Genomic DNA, 23,264 nt, shown 5'->3' with positions numbered 1-23,264 from the left:
CCAGCACCTTAAAAAGCCGCCGATTATAGCGAGCCGCCTGCGAAGACGCTCGGGTATACTTCGCCGTCCCCGTAATAAGCCATTGGATGCCCGCCCCATGCCCCATTCCGCTGCCCCGCTCGACCTGTTGTTGCTGCCGGACTGGCTGGTACCGGTCGAACCTGCCGGCGTTGTGTTGCAACAGCACGGTATCGGCATTCGTGATGGCCTGATCGTTTACATCGGCCCGCGTGCCGAGGCCCTGCGCCAGCCGGCCCTCGACGTGCGCGAATTGCCGGGCATGCTGCTCAGCCCCGGGCTGATCAACGCCCACGGCCATGCGGCGATGACACTGTTCCGCGGGCTGGCCGACGATCTTCCGCTGATGACCTGGCTGCAGGATCATATCTGGCCGGCCGAGGCGAAATGGGTCGATGAGGATTTCGTCCGCGATGGCACCGATCTGGCCATCGCCGAACAGTTGAAGGGTGGCATCACCTGCTTCTCCGACATGTATTTCTTCCCGAAGGTGGCGTGCGAGCGGGTGCACAACAGTGGCATTCGCGCACAGATCACCGTGCCGGTGCTGGACTTCCCGATACCCGGCGCGCGCAACAGCGACGAATCCCTGCACATCGGCATCGAGCTGTTCAACGATCTGGCCCACCACGACCGTATCAAGATCGCCATGGGGCCCCACGCGCCTTACACCGTCAGCGACGAGAACCTGGAGAAGATCCGGGTCATCGCCGATGAGCTGGACGCGATGATCCAGATGCACGTTCACGAAACCGCCTTCGAAGTGCACGAGGCCGTTCAGCAACGCCAGGAGCGCCCCCTGGCGCGCCTGCAGCGCCTGGGCCTGCTGGGCCCGCGCTTTCAGGCGGTGCACATGACCCAGATCAGCGATGACGACTTGGCGATGCTGGTCGAAAGCAACTCCAGCGTCATTCACTGCCCCGAATCCAACCTGAAACTGGCCAGCGGCTTCTGCCCGGTCGAGCGCCTGTGGCAGGCCGGGGTCAACGTCGCGATCGGCACCGACGGCGCGGCCAGTAACAACGATCTGGACCTGCTCGGCGAAACCCGCACCGCCGCACTGCTGGCCAAAGCCGTTGCCGGCTCGGCCACCGCGCTGGACGCCCACCGTGCGCTGCGCATGGCCACGCTGAACGGCGCCCGCGCCCTGGGCATCGACGATCACACCGGCTCGCTGCAAATCGGCAAGGCCGCCGACATGGTCGCGTTCGACCTGTCGGGCCTTGCACAACAGCCGGTCTACGATCCGGTGTCACAGCTTATTTATGCAACGGGTCGCGATTGCGTGACGCACGTCTGGGTCGCCGGCAAGCCATTGCTGCAAGACAAACGCCTGACCCGCATGGACGAAGAAGCGCTGACCCGAACCGCCAAAGCCTGGGGCAACCGCATCGCGGCAGACAAAGCCTGACCCAATCAGCTTCGCCACGGTCAGATACCGTGGCCGGACACCGAATTCAAGTTTTAGAGGATCACACATGAGCAACGTCGACCACGCCGAAATCGCCAAATTCGAGGCCCTCGCCCATCGCTGGTGGGATCGCAACAGCGAATTCAAGCCGCTTCACGACATCAACCCACTGCGGGTGAACTGGATTGACGAGCGCGTGAATCTGGCCGGCAAAAAGGTGCTCGACGTCGGCTGCGGTGGCGGCATTCTGAGCGAGGCCATGGCCTTGCGCGGCGCCACCGTAACCGGCATCGACATGGGCGAAGCACCGCTGGCCGTGGCGCGACTGCACCAGCTCGAATCCGGCGTGAATGTGGAATATCGGCAGATCACCGCCGAAGCGCTGGCCGAAGAAATGCCCGAGCAGTTCGATGTCGTCACCTGCCTGGAGATGCTGGAGCACGTGCCCGACCCGTCGTCGGTGATTCGCGCCTGCTACCAGATGGTCAAGCCGGGCGGTCAGGTGTTCTTCTCCACCATCAACCGCAACCCGAAGGCGTACCTGTTCGCCATTATCGGCGCCGAATACATCATGAACCTGCTGCCGCGCGGCACCCATGACTTCAAGAAATTCATCCGCCCGTCCGAGCTGGGCGCATGGAGCCGCGACGCCGGGCTGCAGGTCAAGGACATCACCGGCCTGACCTACAACCCGCTGACCAAGCATTACAAGCTGGCGTCCGACGTCGACGTCAATTACATGATCCAGACACTGCGGGGAGTCTGAGCCATGCGCCTGAGGGCAGTTCTCTTCGACATGGACGGCACGCTGCTCGACACCGCGCCGGACTTCATTGCGATCTGCCAGGCGATGCTGGCCGAACGCGGCTTCCCGCGTGTGGACGACAAACTGATTCGCGACGAGATCTCCGGCGGTGCCAGGGCGATGGTTTCAGCAGCCTTCGCCATGTCCCCCGAGACGCTGGAATTCGAAGCCCTGCGGCTCGAATTTCTGGAGCGCTACCAGATCGATTGCGCGGTGCACAGCACGCTGTTCGACGGCATGGCCGAGCTGCTCGCCGACATCGAGAAAGCCAACTTGATCTGGGGCGTGGTCACGAACAAACCGGTGCGTTTCGCTCAACCCATCATGGAGCAACTGGGCTTGTCGGAGCGTTCCGCAGTGCTGATCTGCCCGGACCATGTGACCAGGAGCAAACCCGATCCGGAGCCGCTGCTGCTGGCCTGCAAGATGCTCGATCTGGACCCGGCCAGCGTGTTGTTCGTGGGCGATGACCTGCGTGACATCGAATCCGGTCGCGACGCCGGCACCAAAACCGCCGCCGTACGCTATGGCTACATCCATCCCCAGGACAACCCCGATCACTGGGGCGCGGACGTGGTGGTGAATCACCCTCTGGAGCTGCGCCGGGTGCTGGATGATGCGTTGTGCAGCTGCTGAGCGCTCATCAGCGCAGCTCGGCATAACCCAGCGCTTTACTTAGAGAAAGGAGCCCCCATGTTCAATTACTCCGCCCGCCCCGACCTGCTCAAGGACCGGGTGATTCTGGTCACCGGCGCCGGCCGTGGCATTGGCGCCGCTGCCGCGAGAACCTACGCCGCCCATGGCGCGACAGTCTTGCTGCTGGGCCGGACCGAAGCGAATCTGAGCGCGCTGTATGACGAGATCGAAGCCGCCGGTCACCCGCAGCCGGTGGTCATACCGTTCGATCTGGAGACCGCCCTGCCCCGTCAGTACGACGAACTCGCCGCGATGATCGAAGCGGAGTTTGGCCGGCTCGATGGCGTGTTGCACAACGCCTCGATCATCGGCCCGCGCACGCCGATCGAGCAGCTCACCGGCGAGCAGTTCATGCAAGTGATGCACGTCAACGTCAACGCGACATTCATGCTGACCACCGCGCTGCTGCCGCTGCTCAAGCTGTCGGGTGACGCGTCCATCGCCTTCACCTCCAGCAGCGTCGGGCGCAAAGGCCGCGCGTACTGGGGCGCCTATGGCGTGTCCAAGTTCGCCACCGAAGGGCTGATGCAGACCCTTGCCGATGAAATCGACGGGCTTGGGTCGCTGCGCGCCAACAGTATCAATCCGGGCGCAACCCGCACCGACATGCGCGCCCAGGCGTACCCGGCGGAAGATCCGACCAACAACCCGACACCGGAAGAGATCATGCCGGTGTATCTGTACTTGATGGGCCCGGACAGCAAAGGCATCAACGGACAGGCACTGGATGCCCAGACCCGCTGACCCGGGACACGTCTTCGGCCAACCACAAGGAGCGCTCCCAAACGCGCTCCCTCAGCTGAATATCAGATAGGGTTGCACACCCTCCACTCGGCAGTTTCCCGCCACCTTCTGTAGCCGAATGCCTTCAGAATCGATACGTTAGTCAAATCCAAGGCGCGGAAAAGTATCAAGCCTGTCACAATCCGCCGCAACTTATTGATTGACAACACTTTTCACGCAGGCAGTCGAATTGGCACGAGTTTCGCTCTCTCCATTTCAAGCCCGTAGAGGCGAAGGAGCGAAACCATGAGTTTTCCAACCACCACCAATGCCATCGACTTCGACAGCGCCCGGCTGCAACGCCATGGTTTCGCGCCGCAGCCCAGCCTCGTCCGCCCTGCCCTCGATTACGAGCAGCTCAAGCGTCAGCTCAATCTGCAACTGCAGACCAGTCTCGAAGCGGACAAGATCCTGTCGATGCTTTTTCAGAGCGTTCAGCAACTCATTCCGCTGAATGCCCTCAGCTTCAAGCACCTGCCTACCGATCTGCGCCTGGAGCTGGGTGAACGCGCCCGGCACAACGCCACGTACAGCATGACCCACGAAGGCGAGCACCTGGGGGAGCTGTCGTTCCAGCGCGACCACCGTTTTGCCGAGCACGAGCTGGAGCAACTTGAATCGTTGCTGTCGAGCCTGCTGTATCCCCTCCGTAACGCGCTGTTGTACCGCCACGCCAGCCTGAGTGCGCTGCGTGACCCGCTGACCGGCGCCGGCAACCGGATTGCCATGGAACAATCACTGATTCGCGAATTCGAGATCGCACGCCGCCAGCAGCAACCGCTGTCGGTGCTGATGCTCGACATCGACCACTTCAAAGGCATCAACGACACTCACGGCCACGCCACGGGCGATGAAGTGCTGCGGGCCGTGACCAACGTGGTCAAGGATCGCCTGCGCAACATCGATCAGGTGTTCAGGTTTGGTGGTGAGGAGTTTCTCATCCTGCTGACCAACACCAGCCGTGAGTCAGCCGCCCTGGTGGGCGAGCGCCTGCGCAATGCCGCACTGCAACTCACTTATCCGGTAAAGGGACGGGCTGTGGACCTGACGGTGAGCCTCGGTTGCTCGACGCTGCTGCCGGGCGAATCGTCCGACAGCATGCTGCGCCGAGCCGACACGGCCCTGTACGCCGCCAAGCGCAAGGGCCGCAACCGCCTGGAAATGGCGGGCTGACCGATCAGGCGCGGGCGGGGATCCGGTGTTCACGGACCGAACTGTTGTCGTCCTGCGATCGTTCCAGCGTCATGCACCGCTCAAGGAACAGGAACATGTATTCGTAGCTCTTGCAGACCGCCATTCGCAGGTCGCTCTGCAATTGCTCGCTGGGGTTGTTGCCGGCCAGAGTGCAGATGATTTCCAGCGCTTCCCAGGGGTGGGAATCGTCGTACTGCGCATGCATCTTCAGCCACTTCATCGCCCGCTTTCGTGTCTCCGGCGGGAACATGTTCGCGTAGGTGTCCTGGGAGCAGACAACGGCCGACCATTCGCCGGTGGCGCCTTCGATGGCGTAGTTGGTCGCCGCGATGGCCACCACCAGCGAATCCGACGAACAGCTGTGCCAGCACCAGTGATTCAATGCGTGGAGTTCCGAAGGCACCAACTGCGCCTGCAGGTCTTCCAGCGTCACCCCGTGGGCGGCGCTCCAGTTGACCCAGTAATCGGCGTGGTTGAGTTCGACCCGAATATTGCGCATCAACCATCGTCGCGCCATGTCCTCACCCGGATGTCGGGCGAATCGGGTTTTCGTCAGGTTATGCGCCATGTAGACCGCGAACTGTTCGACGACCGGCCAGCCACCAATCAGGTACTGGCGCATGGTCTTAGAACTGAGCCGCCCGTCACGCATGCGTTGATAAAGTTCATGCCCTACCACCTTGGCCTTGGCGTCACTGCAATCATCAATCAATTGCTGTGCCCAAGCGGGGTAACTGCTGGCATCCATCAGCGGACCGGTTCTAATGAACATATCGATCACTGTGTAGCTCCTTATGTTGAGTTGCGTAGGGTGTGTTCAGCGAAAAGTCCCGGGAGCGCTGAACAACAGCGGGGTCTGCCTCGCGGGCCGTGCGTGCAGACATTCACAGGTGAATAATTGCGGTCGCTCGATGACGTAACCCTGAGCGTAGTCCACACCGATTTCCAATAACGCCTGCTCTATCTGGGGGCTCTCGACGAACTCGGCGATCGTCTTTTTGCCCATTACGTGCCCGATATGGTTGATCACTTCCACCATCGCCCGGTTGACCGGATCGTCGAGCATGTCTTTTACGAAACTGCCATCAATCTTCAGGAAGTCCACAGGCAAGTGCTTCAGGTACGCGAATGACGACATGCCTGCACAGAAGTCATCCAGAGAGAAACGGCATCCCAGACTTTTAAGTTCATTGATGAACCGAATGGCGCTGCCCAGATTGGCGATCGCACTGGTTTCGGTGATTTCAAAACAGATAAGTTCAGGGGGGATTGCGTAGATCTGGAACTGCTGTCGCAAATACTCAAGAAAGGCGTCGTCGCCAATACTGCTCCCGGACAGATTGATGGCACATACCGCCATCGGCCCTTTGTGGTGCTCGGCCTTGAGACAGTCGGCAATGATCTTGAACACGTGCTGCACCACCCACCGATCCAGGGTGGTCATCATGCCGTAGCGCTCGGCGGCGGGGATGAAGCTGTCCGGCAGGATCATGCGCCCGGACTCATCGCGCAGCCGCAGCAGAATCTCGATATGCCCGTGACCCTGATCGGGGTTACGGCCCAGCGCTGCAATTTCCTGGGAGTACAAACAGAAGCGGTTGTCTTCGAGGGCCATGTGCAGGCGCTGAATCCAGGCCATTTCGCCAAAGCGGGTGGACAGATCGGAATCGTCGTCGTGGTAGACCTGAACCCGGTTGCGACCTTTCTCCTTGGCCATGTAGCAGGCCATGTCGGCGGCGCGCAGCGAAGTCTCGAGGGTGGTCGGGACTTCGTCGATGTGCACCAGGCCGATGCTGACGGTGGTGACAAACGGCCGGGCTTTCCAGACAAAATGCAGGCTTTCCACGGTTTGCCGCAGGCTCTCGGCCACCCGCTCGGCGGCCTCCGGCGCGCAGTGCTCGAGGAGAATGCCGAACTCGTCGCCGCCCAGACGCGCCAGCGTGTCGCCTTCGCGCACCCCCTGCTGCAGCAACGTGCAGATGTGCCGCAGCAGTTCATCACCGGCGGCATGACCACTGGTGTCGTTGACCAGCTTGAACTGGTCGAGGTCGAGGAACATCAACGCATGCCGCGCCGGCTGTTCGGCCAGGCCGTTGAGGGCCAGCTCGAGGCGGTACTCGAACTCGCGGCGGTTGGTCAGGCCGGTCAGCGCATCATGGGTCGCCTGCCAGGACAGATTGGCGATGTACTGACGCTCCTGAGTCATGTCATGCAACACCAGCACTGCGCCACTGACCTTGCCCTCGGTGCGGATCGGCGAGCCGACCAGCGCGACTGAAACGGTGCTGCCGTCCAGGCGCTGAATCAGTCTTGAACTCTCACTGCCGCCGCCCAGGTTGCCACTGAGCATGCGCTCGATCAGGGTCGAGGTGTCTTTCTGATCGTTTTCGTCGAGCAGGCTGAACAGCGCGGCCAGCGGCAGACCGGCCGCCTGCTCGTTCTTCCAGTGGGTCATGAGCTCGGCGGCGGGGTTCATGTAGACGATGGAGCCGTCGACATCAGTGGTGATGACGCCGTCACCGATGGACTCCAGGGTGATCTGCGCGCGCTCTTTTTCCATCTGCAGCGCAATCGCAAAGGCATGGCGCTGTTCCAGCAATTTTTGGGTGCGCAGCAGTGCAAGGATGATCAGGCACAGCGCCGTGGCGAGGTTGACCACCAGCAGAATCCGCAGGATGACCCGCGAGCCCTCCCCCAGCGCGTCGCTGAAGGCCATGGCTGCCGGCGTGACGCCTTCGTTGATGGCGCTGATGCGCTGGCGCCAGCCCAGTACCTCGCTGTTGGTAACGTTGCCTTCCTGAATCCGCGCGTGCATTTCCCGCGCGACTTCATCGAGCTGCACCAAGTAGTTGTCACCGACCTTCCACAGGTCGATCGCCTTTTCCAGGTAGCTGAAGTGCTGGAAGTTCAGGTAGAGCCAGATGATGCTCTGGGCATCGTCGGGATGGTTGCCACCCTGCAGAATTCCCGCAGTGGCGCGCGCGATGTCGGGCACCGGCTGATCCATCGCCAGCCGCAAGTCATGCCCACCCTGGGGAATGGCAATTGCTTTCTGGTACTTCAGGTAGTTGATGTCGTCGCGGCTGTTGGCGTACAGATTCAGGTAGTAGATGGCGTCTTTCTGGCCCTTCGACCACAGGCTCTCACCGCCAATGTAGCTGCGCACTGCGGACATCATGTACAGACTGACGCAGCCGAGCAGCGCCTGTAACAGCACGACGGCGATAAATGGCCAGACGATGCCCAGAAGACGAGGCTTCTCGAGAATCCGCTTTTGCTTCATGGTGTCCCTTTCATCAGCACTGCAGGTACTCCGCCCCCCCACGCCAGGCAACCTTCCTGGAGCCTGAGGGACTTCGCTAATTTCCACGACGCAGCAGACAATCTCTCACATCTTTTACAAGACGTAACCAGCCAATCGGATGCGAAGACGTAAATATGACGCTTTTCACACTTCCGGTGAGCGGCGAGGCAAAGTTTAGCCCAAGAATTGACGTGTTCCAGTGGCGATACGCCATTTGCGCGCGGCGCCCCGGACGCTCCCAGGCTGTGTGTGTCACACCTGTTGCAGGTGTCCGTAGAGCCTAGCGTACAGTCCGCCGTCCGCAATCAATTGCTGATGATCACCGTCTTCGGCGATGCGCCCTCCATCGAACACCAGCACACGGTCCGCCTGTTTCACCGCCGACAGTCGGTGGGCAATGATCAGCGTCGTGCGGCCACTGAGAAAACGGTTCAGGGCCTGGTGCAGGTTGTACTCGGTCGCGGCGTCCAGCGCAGACGTGGCCTCGTCGAGAATGACCACCTTGGGGTCGGCCAACACCATGCGCGCGATCGCCAGCCTCTGGCGCTGGCCGCCGGACAGGCGAACCCCCGAACGCCCGACCACGCTGTCCAGCCCCAGGGGCAGGGCGCGGATCGTCGCATCCATTTGAGCGATTTCCAGCGCCTGCCAGCAGGCGTTGTCATCCTGCTCGCGGCCCATCAGCAGGTTGGCACGGACGGTGTCGTTGAACAGCGCCGGATGCTGCAGCACCACGGCGACGTTCTCGCGAACGGTGTCCAGGCCAATCTCCTGCAAGCTTGAACCCCCGAAACGAATGACCCCGGATCGGGCGGTGTACAGGCCGAGCAGCAACTGAACGAGCGTGCTCTTGCCACCGCCGCTGGCTCCCACGATCGCAACTTTTTCGCCGGGATTGATCGACAGGTCCAAATGATCGAGGACCAACTCGTCGTTGTAGCCGAAGCTCAAACCACGCACGTCGATGCTCACCGTCTGCCGCCCCGTGAACGAATTGGTCTGCCCCGGGTACTGAGGCTCGTCCGCGCGGGCCAGCAGCTCGTTGATCCGGGTCAGGGCACCGCCGGCCGCGTAGTAGGCGTACTGCAGATTCAGTAGCTGTTCGACTGGCCCGATCATGAACCACAGGTAGCTGAATACCGCCAGCATGTGGCCGATGGACAGGTCGGAGAACAGCACCGTGAGCATCGCGGCAGCGCGGAAGATGTCGATGCCGAACTGGAACAGCAAACCGCTGGCCCGGCCCGAGGCATCGCTCTTCCACTGGGACGACACCGCGTAATCGCGCACTTCCCGGGCACGCAGGCCGAGTAATCCGAGGAAATAGCCCTGACGGTTACTGGCACGGATCTCCTGAATGGCGTCGAGGGTTTCAGTGAGCGCCTGGGTGAAACGCGAAGTGCTGTCGTTTTCCAGCTTCTTGAGGTGTTTGACGCGCTTGCCGAGCTTGACCGTGGCGAACACCACCAGCGGGTTGAACAGCAGGATCAGCAGCGCCAGTTGCCAGTGCATCCACATCAGGATCGCGGCGGTGCCCGCGAGGGTAAGCATCGCCACGAGAAACTTGCTCAGCGTCTCGCCGACGAATTTGTCGACGGTGTCCAGATCCGTCACCAGATGCGCGGTGACGGTGCCGCTGCCCAGGCTTTCGTATTCGCTCAGCGAGATGCGCTTGAGCCGCTCGATCAGGCGCGTGCGGATGCGGTAGACGATGTCCTTGGCCAGCCCGGCGAACAACCGCGCCTGGATCACGTTGAACACCAGCGCGCCCAGTCGCAGGCAGAGTGTGGCCACCAGCATCAGACCGATGTAGCCGACCGGCTTGTGCAGGCTGTCGGGCAGGAACTGATTCATGAAGATCAGCGCCGAATTGCCTTTGCCCAACAGCACTTCATCAACCAGCAAGGGCAGCAGCAAAGGGATCGGCACCGAGCAGAGCACCGCCAGGACCGCGACGCCATTGGCGATCCACAGCGCCTTTTTGTGTTGCAGGGCAAGGCGCCTGATCTGCGCCCAGTTCAGGCGATCAGCGGCAGTACGCTCATGAGCCGATGCGGCGGGAGTGCGGTGTTCCAGGTCGGAGACGTCAGGCACTGGCGTTGCGCTCCAGCCAGCGACCGAGCAACGGCCCGAGGACATCGAGGGGTTGATAGCCGTTGGTCAGCAGCGCCAGTTGGCCGTTGCGCTGGGCAAGCAGCGTCGGGAAACCCGCTATGCCCAGGTCCTGAACCCAGGAGAAATCCGACGCGGTCGCGGTGTGCTGTTCGGCACTGTCGAAGGCTTCGGCGAACTCGATCCGCGGCAAGCCGGCTTTTTCGGCGAGCTCTGCCAGCACCGAGCCGTGGGTCACGTCGCGACCGTGAAGGTAAAACGCTTGCTGAATTTCCTTGACCAGCCGCCAGGCAACGTCCGGCGCCAGACTGCGCGCCGCAACGATGGCCCGGCAGGCGGGCGCGGTGTCGTAGACGAAACCGTCGGGCAAGGCGCCGTCGAAACGAAATGCCTGGCCCGTGGCCTCGTGCACCGCTTGCCAGTGTTCGAGAATGTAGCGTTTGGTCGTCGGCTCCAGCGCCGCGCCACTGCCGGTGCGCAATCCGCCCACCACCAGATGCAACGGCACCCCCGCCGCTGCCGCCTGCTCGACCAATGCTTCGGCCACCGGAGAAAACCCCCAGCACCAGGAACACATCGGGTCCATCACATACAGCAGGCGGGTGGACATGGCTCAGGCCTCGTTGCTTGGGGTTTCAATCGTCTGGCCGTCAAGCGCACGATAATTGCGCCCGATCGGGTGCGGCTGATTGCGCGCCTTCGCCAGCTCGATCTGCTTTTGCCGGTCGATGGCGCTGCGGCGGGTTTTCTCGCTCAGCGAATCCCAGCAGTGCGGGCAACTGACGCCCGGCGAATAATGCTCGCTGGCCCGGTCTTCGGCGCTGATCGGCGTGCGGCAGGCATGGCATTGATCGTAGTCGCCCTCGGTCAGGTCGTGGCGGACGGTGACGCGATTGTCGAACACAAAGCAGTCACCCTGCCAGCGGGTTTCTTCCTGGGGCACTTCTTCCAGGTATTTGAGAATGCCACCCTTGAGGTGATAGACCTCTTCGAACCCTTCGCCGAGCATGTAGCTGGACGCCTTCTCACAGCGAATGCCGCCGGTGCAGAACATCGCGACCTTCTTGTGCTTTGCCGGGTCGAAGTGGGCCTTGATGTAGTCGGGAAACTCACGGAAGGAAGTGGTCTTGGGATCAATCGCGCCTTCGAAGGTGCCGATCGACACTTCGTAATCGTTGCGCGTGTCGATGAGCAGCACTTCTGGGTCGGCGATCAGCGCGTTCCAGTCCTTGGGATCGACGTAGGTGCCAACGGCCTTGTTCGGGTCAACACCCGGCACGCCGAGGGTCACGATCTCTTTCTTGAGTTTGACCTTGGTGCGGTAGAACGGCTGCTCGTCGCAGTACGATTCCTTGTGGTCGATGTCGACCATGCGCGGATCGTTCTTCAGCCAGGCCATCAAGCCGTCGATGCCCTCGCGGCTGCCGGATACCGTGCCGTTGATGCCTTCCTCGGCGATCAGCAAGGTGCCTTTGATGCCGTTGTCGACCATGGCTTGCAACAGGGGCTCGCGCAACGCGACGTAATCGGAAAGGGTGACGAATTTGTACAGCGCCGCGACGACGATGGGTGCGGTTTGGGTCATGTGGCGTCTCCAGGTGGTGACCCTCGCAAAGGGCCTACCGGGTGAATGATTCAGATGAACGCGCGCCGACCGGGCAACGCGGCGCGGATTCTATCAAGAATCAACGTCGGGCAGACAGGCTGGTTGATCGATCGTCTCATCACCCTGCCCACCTGTCCGGAGCATCGGCCGGGAACATCGGCATGGGCCTCATGGACTAAATTGGAACCGTGTCTCCGCCCCCCACAGGTACCCATCCGATGCATATTCTTCACCTTGCCAGCTCCCCCCGCGGCGATCGCTCTGCCTCTCTCAAACTCGCTGCGCGCTATCTCGAAACCCTGACCTCGCTGCACGTCGAGGCCACGGTGGATGTCCTGGACGTCTGGACGACCGATCTGCTGCCCTTCGACGGCGCGGCCCTGGAAGCCAAGTATGCCGACCTGCAGGGTGTGCAAATGAACGGCGAGCAGCAGGCGGTGTGGAAGCAGATCCACGCATTGGGCGAGCGTTTCCACCGCGCCGACGTCATTGTTTTCAGCGTGCCAATGTGGAATTTCGGTATCCCCTATCGCCTCAAGCATCTGATCGACGCCGTGTCCCAGCGGGGCGTGCTGTTCGATTTCGACGCTCAAGGCATGCGCGGTCTGCTCAAAGGCAAGAAACTGGTGGTATTCGCGACCCGCGGAGTTGCGCTTGGGGAGGACTTCCCCACGGAGGACTACGACCATCAGGTCGCCTACCTGAAAACCTGGGCCCGGATGGTGGGTATTCCGGCCATCGATGCAGTGGTCTCGGAAGCAACCCTCGGGGATGCGACTACAGCAGAGACGAATTTCAACGCGGCGCTGGCGCAGGCCTCCAAGCTCGCCACGGACTTGGCATAAGAGCCCGATACCGCCGGGGCAAACCCTAGCCTAACGAATGTTAGGTAGCCTATTGACCGATGAGCTTTTCAGGCCTAAGGTTTCCCCTACCTAACAACCGTTAGGTGACGAGCCCTTCACTTCAGGACAGCCCCATGACGCCCAAACTGCAGCTATTCACCTCCCCTTCCGCGTTCCCCAATCCCCAGCGACTGCGCTTGTTCATGCACGAAAAGGGCATCGCCGATCAGTTCGATGAAACCGTCTATGACATGGCACCCGGTGGCGAGCAGCGCGGCTGGCGTCACCTCAATATGAACCCATGGGGCGAAACCCCTACGCTTCAACTGGCAGATGGCAGCTTCATCTCAGAAACACCGGCCATTGCCCGTTTTCTCGACCAGTCCTATCCAGGCCGCAAGATCATGGGCGAAAGCGCGCTGGAACAGGGCCTGGACAACATGTGGGATAACCGCATCTGGGTGCATATCCTTTATCGGATCGTCACGGCTTTTCACGTCTTGCACACCGGACTCGGCTTCAAGCTGGAGTTGACGAAGAATGAGGCATGGGGTGAGCACTGCCGCAAGGAGGCACTGATGCACGCTGCCCTGGTGAATCGTCATCTGGCTGACGGTCGCGAATGGCTCCTCGGCGGCGCCGAACCCACGTTTGCCGACATCACGCTGGCAACCGCCATTGCCTTTTCAAAGTTCCCGGTAAACGCGACCCCGCTGGACGAGCGTTTCGAGCACCTGGACAGCTACTGGCAGCGCTGGCAGAAACGTCCGGCTTTCCAGGCCGCCTACGCTGATCGCAGCAGTGGCATACCGGAGCTGGATTCGCCTTCCGCGTGATCCGTCTGGATGGGCACGTCATGATCTGTGAGGACGAGGGCTGGAGCTTTTGCTTTAAGATGGCCGGCTCCACTGCAACTCGTCCGACCCATGAAAGGCACGACAATGAGCATCAACGCCCGCGAAGCCATACTTCTGGCTGCCCGAAACATTGCCCAGTCACAGGGTTACAACGGACTGAATTTTCGCGACTTGGCCCATGAGGTTGGCATCAAGCCAGCCAGTATCTATTACCACTTCCCGAGCAAGGCCGATCTGGGTATTGCCGTTGCCAGGCGGTATTGGCAAGACGGTGCGGCTGCGCTCGAGGCTATTTCCGGGCAGACGCCGGATCCGGTGGAGGCATTGCGCCGATTCCCCGAAATTTTTCGTCGCTCGCTGGAAGCCGACAACCGGCTGTGTCTGGGAAGTTTTGTGGGAGCTGAAACCGATAATCTTCCCCCTGCGATGGTCAAGGAGATGCAGGCTTTCACTCAAGTGAACGTGGACTGGCTGAGCCGACTGCTCGTCTCGGCGAAATACTGCGAGGAAGCCGAGAGCGACATCCGCGCGCGAGCCATTTTTTCGGCCGTCGCGGGGGCTCAACTTATCGCAAGAAGCACGTCAGACATTGCGGTTTTCGACACGCTGATTGAAGCCTACCGTGCCTATGGCCCCCTGCCGGCATAACAGTCGCTTGCCATCCGAAGAAGGCTGAACACCTTCTCCGGGCGGCGTGCGTCAGTCGTGCCCACCCGCACAGGTCGGGGAAGACGGCGCGGCGCCGAGCTTCGCCCATTCCTCGGGAGTGTAGGTGTGCAGCGCCAACGCGTGGAACTCACCCATCAGACCACCGAGCAGGCCGTAGACCTTCTGATGACGCTTGACCGCGTTGAGGCCGGCGAATTGCTCGCTGACCACCACCGCCTTGTAGTGAGTGTCCGTGCCACGACTGTGCATGTGGCTTTCATTGAGCACCTGAAGGTACTCGGGCTGAAAGACCGTCAACGCGGATTCGATACGCTGTTGCATGCTCATGTCAGGCTTCGCTTATGGCTTCTTGGCGGGAGCGGCCGGTGCAGCAGGCTTGGCGCCGGCCGGGGTCAGTTCCTTGGTCATGTCGGCGAGCAGCTTGTTGACCACAGGCACCGCGCTTTCCAGTTTGCTCTGGGTCAGCTGGAACGACTGCTGGCTGATCTGCGGCATTTTGGCCTGGACTTTCTGGCCCAGTGGCGACTGGTAGAAGGCAACCAGGTCTTTCAGCTCGCTTTCGGTGAAGTTGGAGGTGTACAGCTTGACCATGTCAGGCTGCAGTTTTGGCCAGCTGATCACCTGATCCAGCGCGGCGTTGGCCTTGCCCTGATAGGTTTCGAGGGTGGCTTGCTTGGACGCAGGTGCTTTGGTTTCAGCGAAACGCTGAGCGAACATCTGCTGGACTTGCATGTAAACCGGCGCACCCAGTTGATCGGCGTGAGCCAGTTTGAGGAACGCTACAGCACTGGCTTCATGGCTGGCGGTATCGGCAAGAACCTGGCCGCTGGCACATACCAGAGCAACCGCAGCACAAATGGCACGAAGACGGGTCATCGAGTTTCCTTATCTAGCAAGCGAGGCAGAACCCCAAGGCCGGCCATTCTGCCCCGCTTTGCGCATTTCCCTCAACCCCTGAACCTACGAGCGGTTATCCCGAGGACCTAACGGACTCGCCCATACGCAGGTTTAGGGCGACCGGCCCGGGTCTTTTGTCGCACACTGTCCGCACCTGTTCCGACCGCACAGCAGCCACCGGGAACCCCTCCGGCTTCCCGGTTACTAAACTGCGCAAATCGATCTTAAGGAGAGAGTCCAGTGAGCCGTACCGAAACCGACAGCATAGGTCCGATCGAAGTCCCCGAAGACGCTTACTGGGGGGCGCAGACGCAACGCTCTCTGATTAATTTCGCCATTGGCGAGGAGCGCATGCCCCTGCCGGTGCTGCACGCGCTGGCACTGATCAAGAAAGCCGCCGCCCGGGTCAACAACCGCAACGGCGACCTGCCGGCCGACATTGCCAACCTGATCGAGCAGTCCGCCGACGAAGTGCTTCAGGGCCAGCTCGACGACCAGTTTCCCCTGGTGGTCTGGCAAACCGGCAGCGGCACCCAAAGCAACATGAACGTCAATGAAGTCATCGCCGGCCGTGCCAACGAACTGGCCGGCGGAGTTCGCGGCGGCAAATCGCCGGTTCACCCGAACGATCACGTCAATCGCTCGCAAAGCTCCAACGACTGCTTCCCCACCGCGATGCACATTGCGGCCGTGCAAGCGGTGAAAGAGCAACTGCTGCCAGCAATTGCCGAACTGTCCAGCGGTCTGTCCGAGCAGTCCTCACGGCACATGAAGCTGGTGAAAACCGGCCGCACGCACATGATGGACGCTACGCCGATCACCTTCGGCCAGGAGCTCTCGGCCTACGTCGCTCAGCTCGATTACGCCGAAAAAAGCATCCGCGCCGCATTGCCTGCCGTGTGCGAGCTGGCCCAGGGCGGCACCGCCGTCGGCACCGGTCTGAACTCGCCCCATGGATTCGCCGAAGCGGTTGCCGCCGAACTGGCTGCGCTGTCCGGCCTGCCCTTCGTCACCGCGCCGAACAAGTTTGCCGCGCTGGCCGGGCATGAGCCGCTGACCGCGCTGTCCGGCGCACTGAAGACCCTGGCCGTGACCCTGATGAAAATCGCCAACGACCTGCGCCTGCTGGGTTCCGGCCCTCGCGCGGGCCTGGCTGAAGTGAAGCTGCCGGCCAACGAACCGGGCAGCTCGATCATGCCGGGCAAGGTCAACCCGACCCAGTGCGAGGCGCTGTCGATGCTGGCGTGTCAGGTCATGGGTAACGACACCACGATCACCTTCGCCGCCAGTCAGGGCCACCTGCAACTGAACGTGTTCAAGCCGGTGATCATCCACAACCTGCTGCAATCGATCCGCTTGCTGGGCGATGGCTGCCGCAACTTCAACGAGCACTGCATCGCCGGCATGGAACCGGATGCTGCCAAGATGGCCGAGCATCTGGAACGCGGCTTGATGCTGGTGACCGCGCTGAACCCGCACATCGGCTACGACAAGTCCGCGCAGATCGCCAAGAAAGCCTACAGCGAAGGCCTGACCCTGCGCGAAGCGGCGCTGCAACTGGGCTTCCTCACCGACGCCGAGTTCGACGCCTGGGTGCGCCCGGAAAAAATGCTCGAGGCCGGCAGCAATGGCTGACCCCATCAGCGGCGCCACGCCACTGGAAGGCTACGGCAAACGCATCCTGATGATCATCGGCACGCCGAAAACCATCAGCCTCGGCCACGCGCTGGGCGAGGCGTATGCCCAGGGCGCGCGCAGCAAAGGTCATGTGGTGCGGGTGCTCAAGCTTGATGAAATGGACTTCGACCCGGTGCTGCGCGGTGGCTATGAGTCCGCCCAGACGCTAGAGCACGATCTGCTTGAAGCCCAGCGCGAGGTGCACTGGGCGCAGCATCTGGTGTTTGTGTATCCCGTCTGGTGGGGCGGTTTGCCGAGCCTGCTCGGCGGATTCTTCGACCGGGTGTTCATGCCCGGTTTTGCTTTCAAGGCCCATGGCAGGCATCACCCTTCCAATGAGCTGCTGAAGGGCCGGACAGCAGAATTGCTGGTGACTATGGACACGCCTTCGCGCTATTTCCGCTGGGTTTTCAAAGCCCCGGCCCATCGGCAGATGGTGAGAACGATCCTCGAATTCTGTGGGATCAAGACCACACGGCTGACGGAGTTTTCGCCAGTGCGCACCTCCACCGAGGAGCAGCGTCAACAGTGGATCCGCCAGGCCGAGGCGCTGGGCAAGCGCTAAGCCAAAACGTCTATGCGCATGGATTAACGGGGCCGTCGCCAGGAATCTGGCGCGGCAACGCCCTGCCTGGGCATAAATTAATGGAACGCTTGTGAAACACTGCCTTCAAACGCTGTAACTTAGCGACAGCAGGCTTGTTGCCTCTTCGGCCAGCCATGCCATTCGGCTTAAAGTGTCAGTCGGCCAGCAGGACGTATCTGCTTTTACAGCGGAAGATTTTCTTCACCGCTGCCGATGTTCACTGCCATTGATATGCCCAGCGTACTGACCCAGAGCCCGGAGAAGGCCATGTTAAGCAAGCGTGAACAAGATCCAGCCCCCACCGTGCGATTTCGCTGCGACCGCGTTTCCCGTGTTAATGGACTGTATTTTTTCAGTACGCGGGAAAACACCCTCGAAGGTCCTTTCGTGAGCAAGGAAGACGCCGCCCGGGAAACCGAGGCTTACATCCGTCGCATGCAGGCAGCCAGCGCATATCAGCCAGGCATGCCCACCTCGCTCAACGGCTGATTGAACCGCCGTTACGAATGATTGCGGCGAAAGGTTTCCTCGCCCATTGCTGCGATCTGTCCGTCGATCAGCGCATCGAACGGACGCAACAAATCTTCGAATGACTTGGCCGGCTCCAGCGTTTGCAGCCCGTGGACGATCGCCTCAAGCGTCGACAATGCGTCAGGACCCGGCGCCTTGCGCAGCCGATAGCGTGACGGCGGCGCGTTCCTCAGCACGACCCTGGGCAACGCCGCCAACAAGGGATTGAGGTGCAGCAACTTGCGCGCCTTGCGCCAGGTGCCATCGGGTACGACGAGCAGCAAAGGCATGTCGTCGGCACTGCTGGCTATCAGCGCGACGGCCTCCTCCCCCGGGAACAGCAAACACGCTCGGTAACCGGGCCGGCTCAGCCACTGCGCCAGATCCTCGAACACCTCCCCTCTCTGCAACTCCGCATTCTTCAAGCCAAGGGCTGCGAGGCGCGCCGTGTTGAGCGCGTGATTGACTTCGCTGGGATGCTGCAGGATCAACACGCGCGTCCGGCTGTCCAGAGAGGGAATCAGCGCACACAGGCAGTGATCGTTCGGACGCAGGCAGCGTTCGCAGCGGGCACGGGGCATCGTCGGTTTCCTACAGTGGATTGAGCTGCGCTTTCAGCAGATCGCGAAAGGTCTGAATCAACGGCTCACGGCTGCGCCCGCGACGCAGAATCATCGAAAACGGTGCCTGATAGCCAAAGGTTGCCGGGAGCAATACCCGCAGGTGCCCGGAATCCACCCACGACTGCGCGTAGTGCTCGGGCAGGTAACCGATGTAGGCGCCGGACAGCACCAGGATCAGCTGCGCTTCCATACTCTCGACGGTCGCGGCGCTGTGCTTGAAGCCGTGGCGGGCGAGTTCGGCCTGGCTCCAATAGCCGCGTCCGACCATGCGTTGTTGGGTGATGACCGGTTCGGGAATGCGCCGTTCGGCATACAGCGCGTGGCGGTTGCTGCAGTACAGCCAATGCTGTTCGCGGTAAAGCGGCTGATAGAGCAGGCCGTTCATGCGGGTGGAGAATGATCCGATCGCCAGGTCCAGCCGGTTGTCCAGCACGCCCAGCTGCAATTCGTAGGGGCTCATCACGGCGAGATGCAAATGCACGGCCGGATGCTCTGCACTGTAGGCGCCGATGACTTCCGCAAATGGCAACGCGCGGTCACTGACCGTCGAGTCCAGCACCCCGAGATTGAGCGTGCCGCGCAGCTCGCCCTTGAGCGCAGCGGCGTAAAGTTCGAAGCCTTCCAGTTCGCCCAGCAGGCGCAGGGTTTCCTGATGAAACAGCTCGCCCTTGCTGGTCAGGCTGAACCCGCCGCGTCCGCGATGACAGAGCACGATGCCCAACGCGGCTTCGAGCTGGCTCATGTAGGTGCTGATTGCCGAGGTCGACAGATTGAGTTCTTGCTGAGCGCTGGCAAAGCCCTGATGGCGCACCACGCAGGCGAAAATGCGCAGCAATTTGAGATCGGGGAGCGCGCTGGGCATGGGGTTTCCAGGAGGGGTTTTCCGCGCAGCTTACCCGATACTTCAGGAATATCTGAACTAAGTATTTCGCGTGGCCGATTGTTCGCGGCGGGCCCGGTCAACAGAATCGGGGCCACGTCGGAAGCCCGCTTCCGCTCCTTTTTGATCACCACCGATGAGGCATTCCCGTGGACAAGATTTTCCATCAACCACTGGGCGGCAACGAAATGCCGCGCTTCGCCGGCATCGCTACCATGATGCGCTTGCCGCACCTGCAAACCGCGGCAGGTCTCGATGCGGCCTTCGTCGGCGTGCCGCTGGACATCGGCACGTCCCTGCGCGCAGGGACCCGTTTCGGCCCGCGGGAAATCCGCGCCGAATCCGTGATGATTCGCCCCTACAACATGGCCACCGGCGCCGCCCCTTTTGATTCGCTGTCAGTGGCGGACATCGGTGACGTGGCCATCAACACGTTCAATCTGCTGGATGCCGTGCGCATCATCGAAGAGGCCTACGACGGTTTTCTTGAACACGGCATCATCCCCCTGACCCTCGGCGGCGATCACACCATTACGCTGCCGATCCTCCGCGCCATGAAGAAGAAGCACGGCAAGGTCGGGTTGGTGCACATCGACGCCCATGCAGACGTCAACGATCACATGTTTGGCGAGAAGATTGCCCATGGCACCACGTTCCGCCGGGCGGTGGAGGAAGGCCTGCTGGATTGTGATCGAGTGGTTCAGATCGGTTTGCGAGCCCAAGGCTATACCGCCGAAGATTTCAACTGGAGCCGCAAGCAGGGCTTCCGCGTGGTCCAGGCCGAGGAATGCTGGCACAAGTCGCTGGCGCCCCTGATGGCCGAAGTGCGCGAGAAGGTGGGCGGCGGTCCGGTGTACCTGAGTTTCGACATCGACGGCATCGACCCGGCCTGGGCGCCGGGCACTGGCACACCGGAGATCGGCGGGCTGACGACGATCCAGGCGATCGAGATCATTCGCGGGTGCCAGGGGCTGGATTTGATCGGCTGCGACCTGGTCGAGGTCTCGCCGCCCTACGACACCACCGGCAACACCTCCTTGCTGGGCGCCAACCTGCTTTACGAAATGCTCTGCGTGCTGCCAGGCGTGGCGCACCGCTGACAGCGGGGCTGGATGCATTGCTTTTAGTGGGACCGGCTTCAGCCGGGAAGAGGCTCGTCCGGGCACCCGCCATTATTACGGTGTGACGCCTGACGTCTTCCCGGCTAAAGCCGGTCCTACAATTGAAGTGCGATATATCAGCGAGGCCGGACGCGCCTCTTTTTGTGGGACCGGCTTCAGCCGGGAAGAGGACCGTGAGCACACCCTCAGATTTGCGGTGTGACGCCAGGCGCCTTCCCGGCTAAAGCCGTTCCCACAATGTGTGGGCTGCATCGACCGCGCGGTTGTTCCATGGCCCGTCGTTACCAAAAATCTCCACGTGCCTGTCATTCCTGTCCCGCAAACTTGGACTAGCCTTAACCGAGAACGCCGGCGTTGTGCACCGCAGCGCAGGTTTTTCAGGGTGGTTGTTCATTGGGCATTCCTGCCACAACCCTCTGTATTTTGATGTTGGGGTGATTACCACTTGAATCAAAGCAGAGGCCTGTCATGAAGCGGAGCGAAGTCAGACAACATGTGATCGACACGATCGGGAAGATTCTGGTCGACAAAACCCTGATTCAGGAAGAAGACGACGTGATGCTGAATGCGCTTGAGCTGGATGAAGCCGACTTCAGAGAGTTTTTTTCGATTCTGCAAAGCGACTTTGGCATCGTCCTTCCCAATCAGATAAAAGCCGATATTGCAGGGATGTCAGCGCATTCACCCTACGGCCAGCTGACGTTGCAGGGTCTCGTTGACCTGATTCTCGTCGAGAAGAAGCGCAGCACGCACCATTGAGCCGCAAACGGGATCGATTCAGAAAAGCAGTTGAGGCGAACTGGAGAGTTGACCGAACGGTCGGGGAAAACGGAGCGGGCTATCGGGCGATAGCGCCGCTTTTCAACGCGTCTTGCCAGGCAATCAGCGCCGTGGACGACGACGCTCATCATCATTGCTACGCACGGGAATCGGTTGCAGCTTTGGCTTTTCGATCAACCCGAGCGCGACGCCTGCATCGTGAAGCCATTCTTGCAATTTGCTGTTCATATAACGCCCCCTTCAGGGAAATACTCGGCAGCCAATGTCCGAACTGCTTAGAGCAGATCATAGTGCTAAGGCGCACTTTACGCCTGCTACCGAGTGTCGCGGCAGGAATTTTTTGCCTTACATAACGTTGTGACACTGCAAATCGCCCATTCGAAGACTTCACGCGACAAACGGCAGCACCGTCAGCCTGCCACCGCAGGCTTGAACACCGCGCACTCATGGGCCTGCCGACGTCTGGCGAGCAGATAGAACAACCCGCCGCCCAGGAAACATCCTGTAAACCATGCAAAGTTGGCCATCAGCTGCAATGCCGGGCTGAAGGTAATGGCAATCCCCGCCACGGTCGCCAGGATCAGCGCCTTGACCGCCGTATAGTTCACCCCGCCGGTGTACCAGTAGCGCCCGGTCGGTCCATCGTTGAACAGCGCGTCGACGTCAATCTGCTGCTTTTTGATCACGTAATAGTCCACCAGCAAGATGCCAAACAACGGCCCGATGAATGCCGCCAGCACGTCCAGCGTGTAATGAATGACGGCGGGGTTGTTGAACAGATTCCAGGGGGTGATGAAGATCGACGCCACCGCCGCAATCATCCCGCCTGCACGCCAACTGATCTTGCTGGGGGCGACGTTGGCGAAGTCGAACGCCGGCGACACGAAGTTGGCGACGATATTGATGCCGATCGTCGCGGTCACAAAGGCAAAGGCGCCCAGCAACACCGCGACGTCATTGTCGATGCGCGCCACGGTGGCGATCGGGTCATGCAGCATTTCGCCGAACACCGGCAATGTCCCCGAAACGATCACGACGGTGACCAGAGAGAATGCAAGGAAGTTGATCGGCAGGCCCCAGAAGTTGCCGCGCCGGACCTCGGACATGCTCCGGCAGTAGCGGCTGAAGTCGCCAAAGTTGAGCGTAGGACCCGAGAAATAGGACACCACCAGGGCCGTGGCCATGATCACTTGGGAGAACGCTTCCCAGCCGGTCAGGGATTTCTCGGAGAGGGTGAAGCTGATATTGGCCCAGCCCGCCTTCCAGACAATCCAGCCCGCCAGGATGAACATCACGGCGTAGACCACGGGGCCGGCCCAATCGATGAAGCGCCGGATCGAGTCCATCCCGGTCCAGAACACCGCAGCCTGTACCACCCAGAGCGCGAGGAAGCCGAACCACCCGAGGTAAGACAAACCTGCAAAGTGCGGCTCTGCGTAGACCGACATTTGTGGGAAGAAGCGCAGCACCACGATGATCAAAGCGCTTGAGGCCAGGTACGTCTGCACCCCGTACCACGCTACGGCGATCAGGCCGCGAATCACCGCAGGAATATTCGCACCGAACACGCCGAAGGCCAGACGACAGATCACCGGATACGGCACCGCCGCCTGCTGACTCGGCTTCGCCAGCAGGTTGGCGATCACTTGAATGATGCAGATGCCCACCAACAGCGCGATCAGCACCTGCCAACTTGCCAGCCCGAGGGCAAAAAGGCTGGCCGCGAAGACGTAGCCGCCCACGCTGTGCACGTCACTCATCCAGAACGCGAAAATGTTGTACCAGGTCCACTTCTGCGGCACGGGACCCAGATCCTCGTTGTACAGGCGGTGGCTGTAGCCCTTCGGCAATGGCGCGGTCATCGCATTTCTCCCTATAAGGACGAACCGG

24 protein-coding genes are annotated in these 23,264 nt (G+C 61.1%); 13 read left to right on the top strand and 11 right to left on the bottom strand.

All coding sequences use genetic code 11. From position 1 onward, the window contains the following. The first annotated feature begins 97 nt into the window (after positions 1–97). The 5 genes from EC919_RS21690 to EC919_RS21670 all read left to right on the top strand — a co-directional run bounded on the left by EC919_RS21690 (position 98) and on the right by EC919_RS21670 (position 4,886). Entirely contained in the window at positions 98–1,429 is a 1,332-nt protein-coding gene (locus tag EC919_RS21690) for a TRZ/ATZ family hydrolase (protein ID WP_133776383.1), read from the top strand. Positions 1,430–1,496: 67 nt separating this feature from the next. Then, on the top strand, positions 1,497–2,195 hold the full coding sequence (gene ubiG, locus EC919_RS21685; RefSeq protein WP_133776382.1) for a bifunctional 2-polyprenyl-6-hydroxyphenol methylase/3-demethylubiquinol 3-O-methyltransferase UbiG: 699 nt from the start codon (positions 1,497–1,499) through the stop codon (positions 2,193–2,195). 3 nt (positions 2,196–2,198) lie between these two features. After that, a complete protein-coding gene (gene mupP, locus EC919_RS21680; protein WP_133776381.1) occupies positions 2,199–2,870 on the top strand; it encodes an N-acetylmuramic acid 6-phosphate phosphatase MupP in 672 nt (223 codons plus the stop codon). A gap of 57 nt (positions 2,871–2,927) precedes the next feature. Continuing rightward, positions 2,928–3,674 (top strand): YciK family oxidoreductase, encoded by a 747-nt coding sequence (locus EC919_RS21675; RefSeq protein ID WP_133776380.1) that lies wholly within the window; start codon positions 2,928–2,930, stop codon positions 3,672–3,674. A gap of 285 nt (positions 3,675–3,959) precedes the next feature. Next, a complete protein-coding gene (locus EC919_RS21670) occupies positions 3,960–4,886 on the top strand; it encodes a GGDEF domain-containing protein (RefSeq protein WP_133776379.1) in 927 nt (308 codons plus the stop codon). Between the two features lie 4 nt (positions 4,887–4,890). On the opposite strand, the gene EC919_RS21665 is transcribed toward EC919_RS21670, so the two are convergent. The 5 genes from EC919_RS21665 to EC919_RS21645 all read right to left on the bottom strand — a co-directional run bounded on the left by EC919_RS21665 (position 4,891) and on the right by EC919_RS21645 (position 11,908). Further along, positions 4,891–5,688: a TenA family transcriptional regulator gene (locus tag EC919_RS21665; protein ID WP_133776378.1), complete on the bottom strand. Its 798-nt coding sequence runs from the start codon at positions 5,686–5,688 to the stop codon at positions 4,891–4,893. 36 nt (positions 5,689–5,724) lie between these two features. Continuing rightward, positions 5,725–8,190 carry an EAL domain-containing protein gene (locus tag EC919_RS21660; RefSeq protein WP_133776377.1) on the bottom strand — a complete coding sequence of 822 codons (2,466 nt, stop codon included), beginning with the start codon at positions 8,188–8,190 and terminating at the stop codon, positions 5,725–5,727. Between the two features lie 273 nt (positions 8,191–8,463). Then, the gene (locus EC919_RS21655; protein ID WP_133776376.1) at positions 8,464–10,350 is read right to left on the bottom strand and encodes an ABC transporter ATP-binding protein; all 1,887 of its coding nucleotides are present in this window, start codon (positions 10,348–10,350) and stop codon (positions 8,464–8,466) included. Continuing rightward, positions 10,298–10,900: a DsbA family protein gene (locus EC919_RS21650; RefSeq protein WP_166650606.1), complete on the bottom strand. Its 603-nt coding sequence runs from the start codon at positions 10,898–10,900 to the stop codon at positions 10,298–10,300. Before EC919_RS21650 ends, EC919_RS21655 begins: the two co-directional genes overlap by 53 nt. 36 nt (positions 10,901–10,936) lie before the next feature. Then, positions 10,937–11,908 carry a rhodanese-related sulfurtransferase gene (locus EC919_RS21645; protein WP_133776374.1) on the bottom strand — a complete coding sequence of 324 codons (972 nt, stop codon included), beginning with the start codon at positions 11,906–11,908 and terminating at the stop codon, positions 10,937–10,939. Between the two features lie 239 nt (positions 11,909–12,147). On the opposite strand from EC919_RS21645, the gene EC919_RS21640 reads away from it, so the two are divergent. From EC919_RS21640 to EC919_RS21630, 3 genes are all read left to right on the top strand, one after another. After that, on the top strand, positions 12,148–12,774 hold the full coding sequence (locus EC919_RS21640) for an FMN-dependent NADH-azoreductase (protein WP_133776373.1): 627 nt from the start codon (positions 12,148–12,150) through the stop codon (positions 12,772–12,774). A gap of 134 nt (positions 12,775–12,908) precedes the next feature. After that, positions 12,909–13,610 carry a glutathione S-transferase family protein gene (locus EC919_RS21635; protein WP_133776372.1) on the top strand — a complete coding sequence of 234 codons (702 nt, stop codon included), beginning with the start codon at positions 12,909–12,911 and terminating at the stop codon, positions 13,608–13,610. Between the two features lie 105 nt (positions 13,611–13,715). Further along, positions 13,716–14,279, top strand: coding sequence for a TetR/AcrR family transcriptional regulator (locus EC919_RS21630; protein ID WP_133776371.1), 564 nt, complete (start codon positions 13,716–13,718; stop codon positions 14,277–14,279). A gap of 51 nt (positions 14,280–14,330) precedes the next feature. Here the strand turns inward: EC919_RS21630 and EC919_RS21625 are convergent, their stop codons facing one another. Continuing rightward, the gene (locus EC919_RS21625; RefSeq protein ID WP_065992949.1) at positions 14,331–14,627 is read right to left on the bottom strand and encodes a BolA family protein; all 297 of its coding nucleotides are present in this window, start codon (positions 14,625–14,627) and stop codon (positions 14,331–14,333) included. A 12-nt stretch (positions 14,628–14,639) separates the two neighbouring features. Then, positions 14,640–15,176, bottom strand: a complete 537-nt coding sequence (locus EC919_RS21620; RefSeq protein ID WP_065992947.1) for a DUF2059 domain-containing protein — start codon at positions 15,174–15,176, stop codon at positions 14,640–14,642. A gap of 261 nt (positions 15,177–15,437) precedes the next feature. Between EC919_RS21620 and EC919_RS21615 the strand changes: the two genes are divergently transcribed. From EC919_RS21615 to EC919_RS21605, 3 genes are all read left to right on the top strand, one after another. Then, positions 15,438–16,832, top strand: coding sequence for a class II fumarate hydratase (locus tag EC919_RS21615; RefSeq protein ID WP_133776370.1), 1,395 nt, complete (start codon positions 15,438–15,440; stop codon positions 16,830–16,832). Further along, positions 16,825–17,439, top strand: a complete 615-nt coding sequence (locus tag EC919_RS21610; RefSeq protein ID WP_133776369.1) for an NAD(P)H-dependent oxidoreductase — start codon at positions 16,825–16,827, stop codon at positions 17,437–17,439. Before EC919_RS21615 ends, EC919_RS21610 begins: the two co-directional genes overlap by 8 nt. A 288-nt stretch (positions 17,440–17,727) precedes the next feature. Beyond that, positions 17,728–17,949, top strand: a complete 222-nt coding sequence (locus EC919_RS21605; protein ID WP_133776368.1) for a DUF6316 family protein — start codon at positions 17,728–17,730, stop codon at positions 17,947–17,949. A gap of 11 nt (positions 17,950–17,960) precedes the next feature. Here EC919_RS21605 and EC919_RS21600 read toward each other — a convergent pair whose 3' ends face one another. After that, positions 17,961–18,551, bottom strand: coding sequence for a tRNA-uridine aminocarboxypropyltransferase (locus tag EC919_RS21600; protein ID WP_133776367.1), 591 nt, complete (start codon positions 18,549–18,551; stop codon positions 17,961–17,963). A 10-nt stretch (positions 18,552–18,561) separates the two neighbouring features. Next, entirely contained in the window at positions 18,562–19,455 is an 894-nt protein-coding gene (locus EC919_RS21595) for a LysR family transcriptional regulator (protein ID WP_065992937.1), read from the bottom strand. 167 nt (positions 19,456–19,622) lie between these two features. On the opposite strand from EC919_RS21595, the gene speB reads away from it, so the two are divergent. Continuing rightward, positions 19,623–20,573 (top strand): agmatinase, encoded by a 951-nt coding sequence (gene speB / locus EC919_RS21590; RefSeq protein ID WP_065992936.1) that lies wholly within the window; start codon positions 19,623–19,625, stop codon positions 20,571–20,573. A 489-nt stretch (positions 20,574–21,062) separates the two neighbouring features. Beyond that, positions 21,063–21,353 (top strand): hypothetical protein, encoded by a 291-nt coding sequence (locus tag EC919_RS21585; RefSeq protein ID WP_133776366.1) that lies wholly within the window; start codon positions 21,063–21,065, stop codon positions 21,351–21,353. A 123-nt stretch (positions 21,354–21,476) separates the two neighbouring features. On the opposite strand, the gene EC919_RS27605 is transcribed toward EC919_RS21585, so the two are convergent. Then, positions 21,477–21,602: a PA1414 family protein gene (locus EC919_RS27605; protein ID WP_133776365.1), complete on the bottom strand. Its 126-nt coding sequence runs from the start codon at positions 21,600–21,602 to the stop codon at positions 21,477–21,479. Positions 21,603–21,784: 182 nt separating this feature from the next. After that, complete coding sequence (locus EC919_RS21575) at positions 21,785–23,236, bottom strand: NCS1 family nucleobase:cation symporter-1 (RefSeq protein WP_133776364.1); 1,452 nt, start codon at positions 23,234–23,236, stop codon at positions 21,785–21,787. Between the last annotated feature and the right edge of the window lie 28 nt (positions 23,237–23,264).

This window comes from Pseudomonas graminis, from assembly GCF_004364335.1.
In the GTDB taxonomy this organism is placed as follows: Bacteria; Pseudomonadota; Gammaproteobacteria; order Pseudomonadales; family Pseudomonadaceae; genus Aquipseudomonas; species Aquipseudomonas graminis_D.
This window is presented reverse-complemented; position numbering and strand designations above follow the sequence as displayed.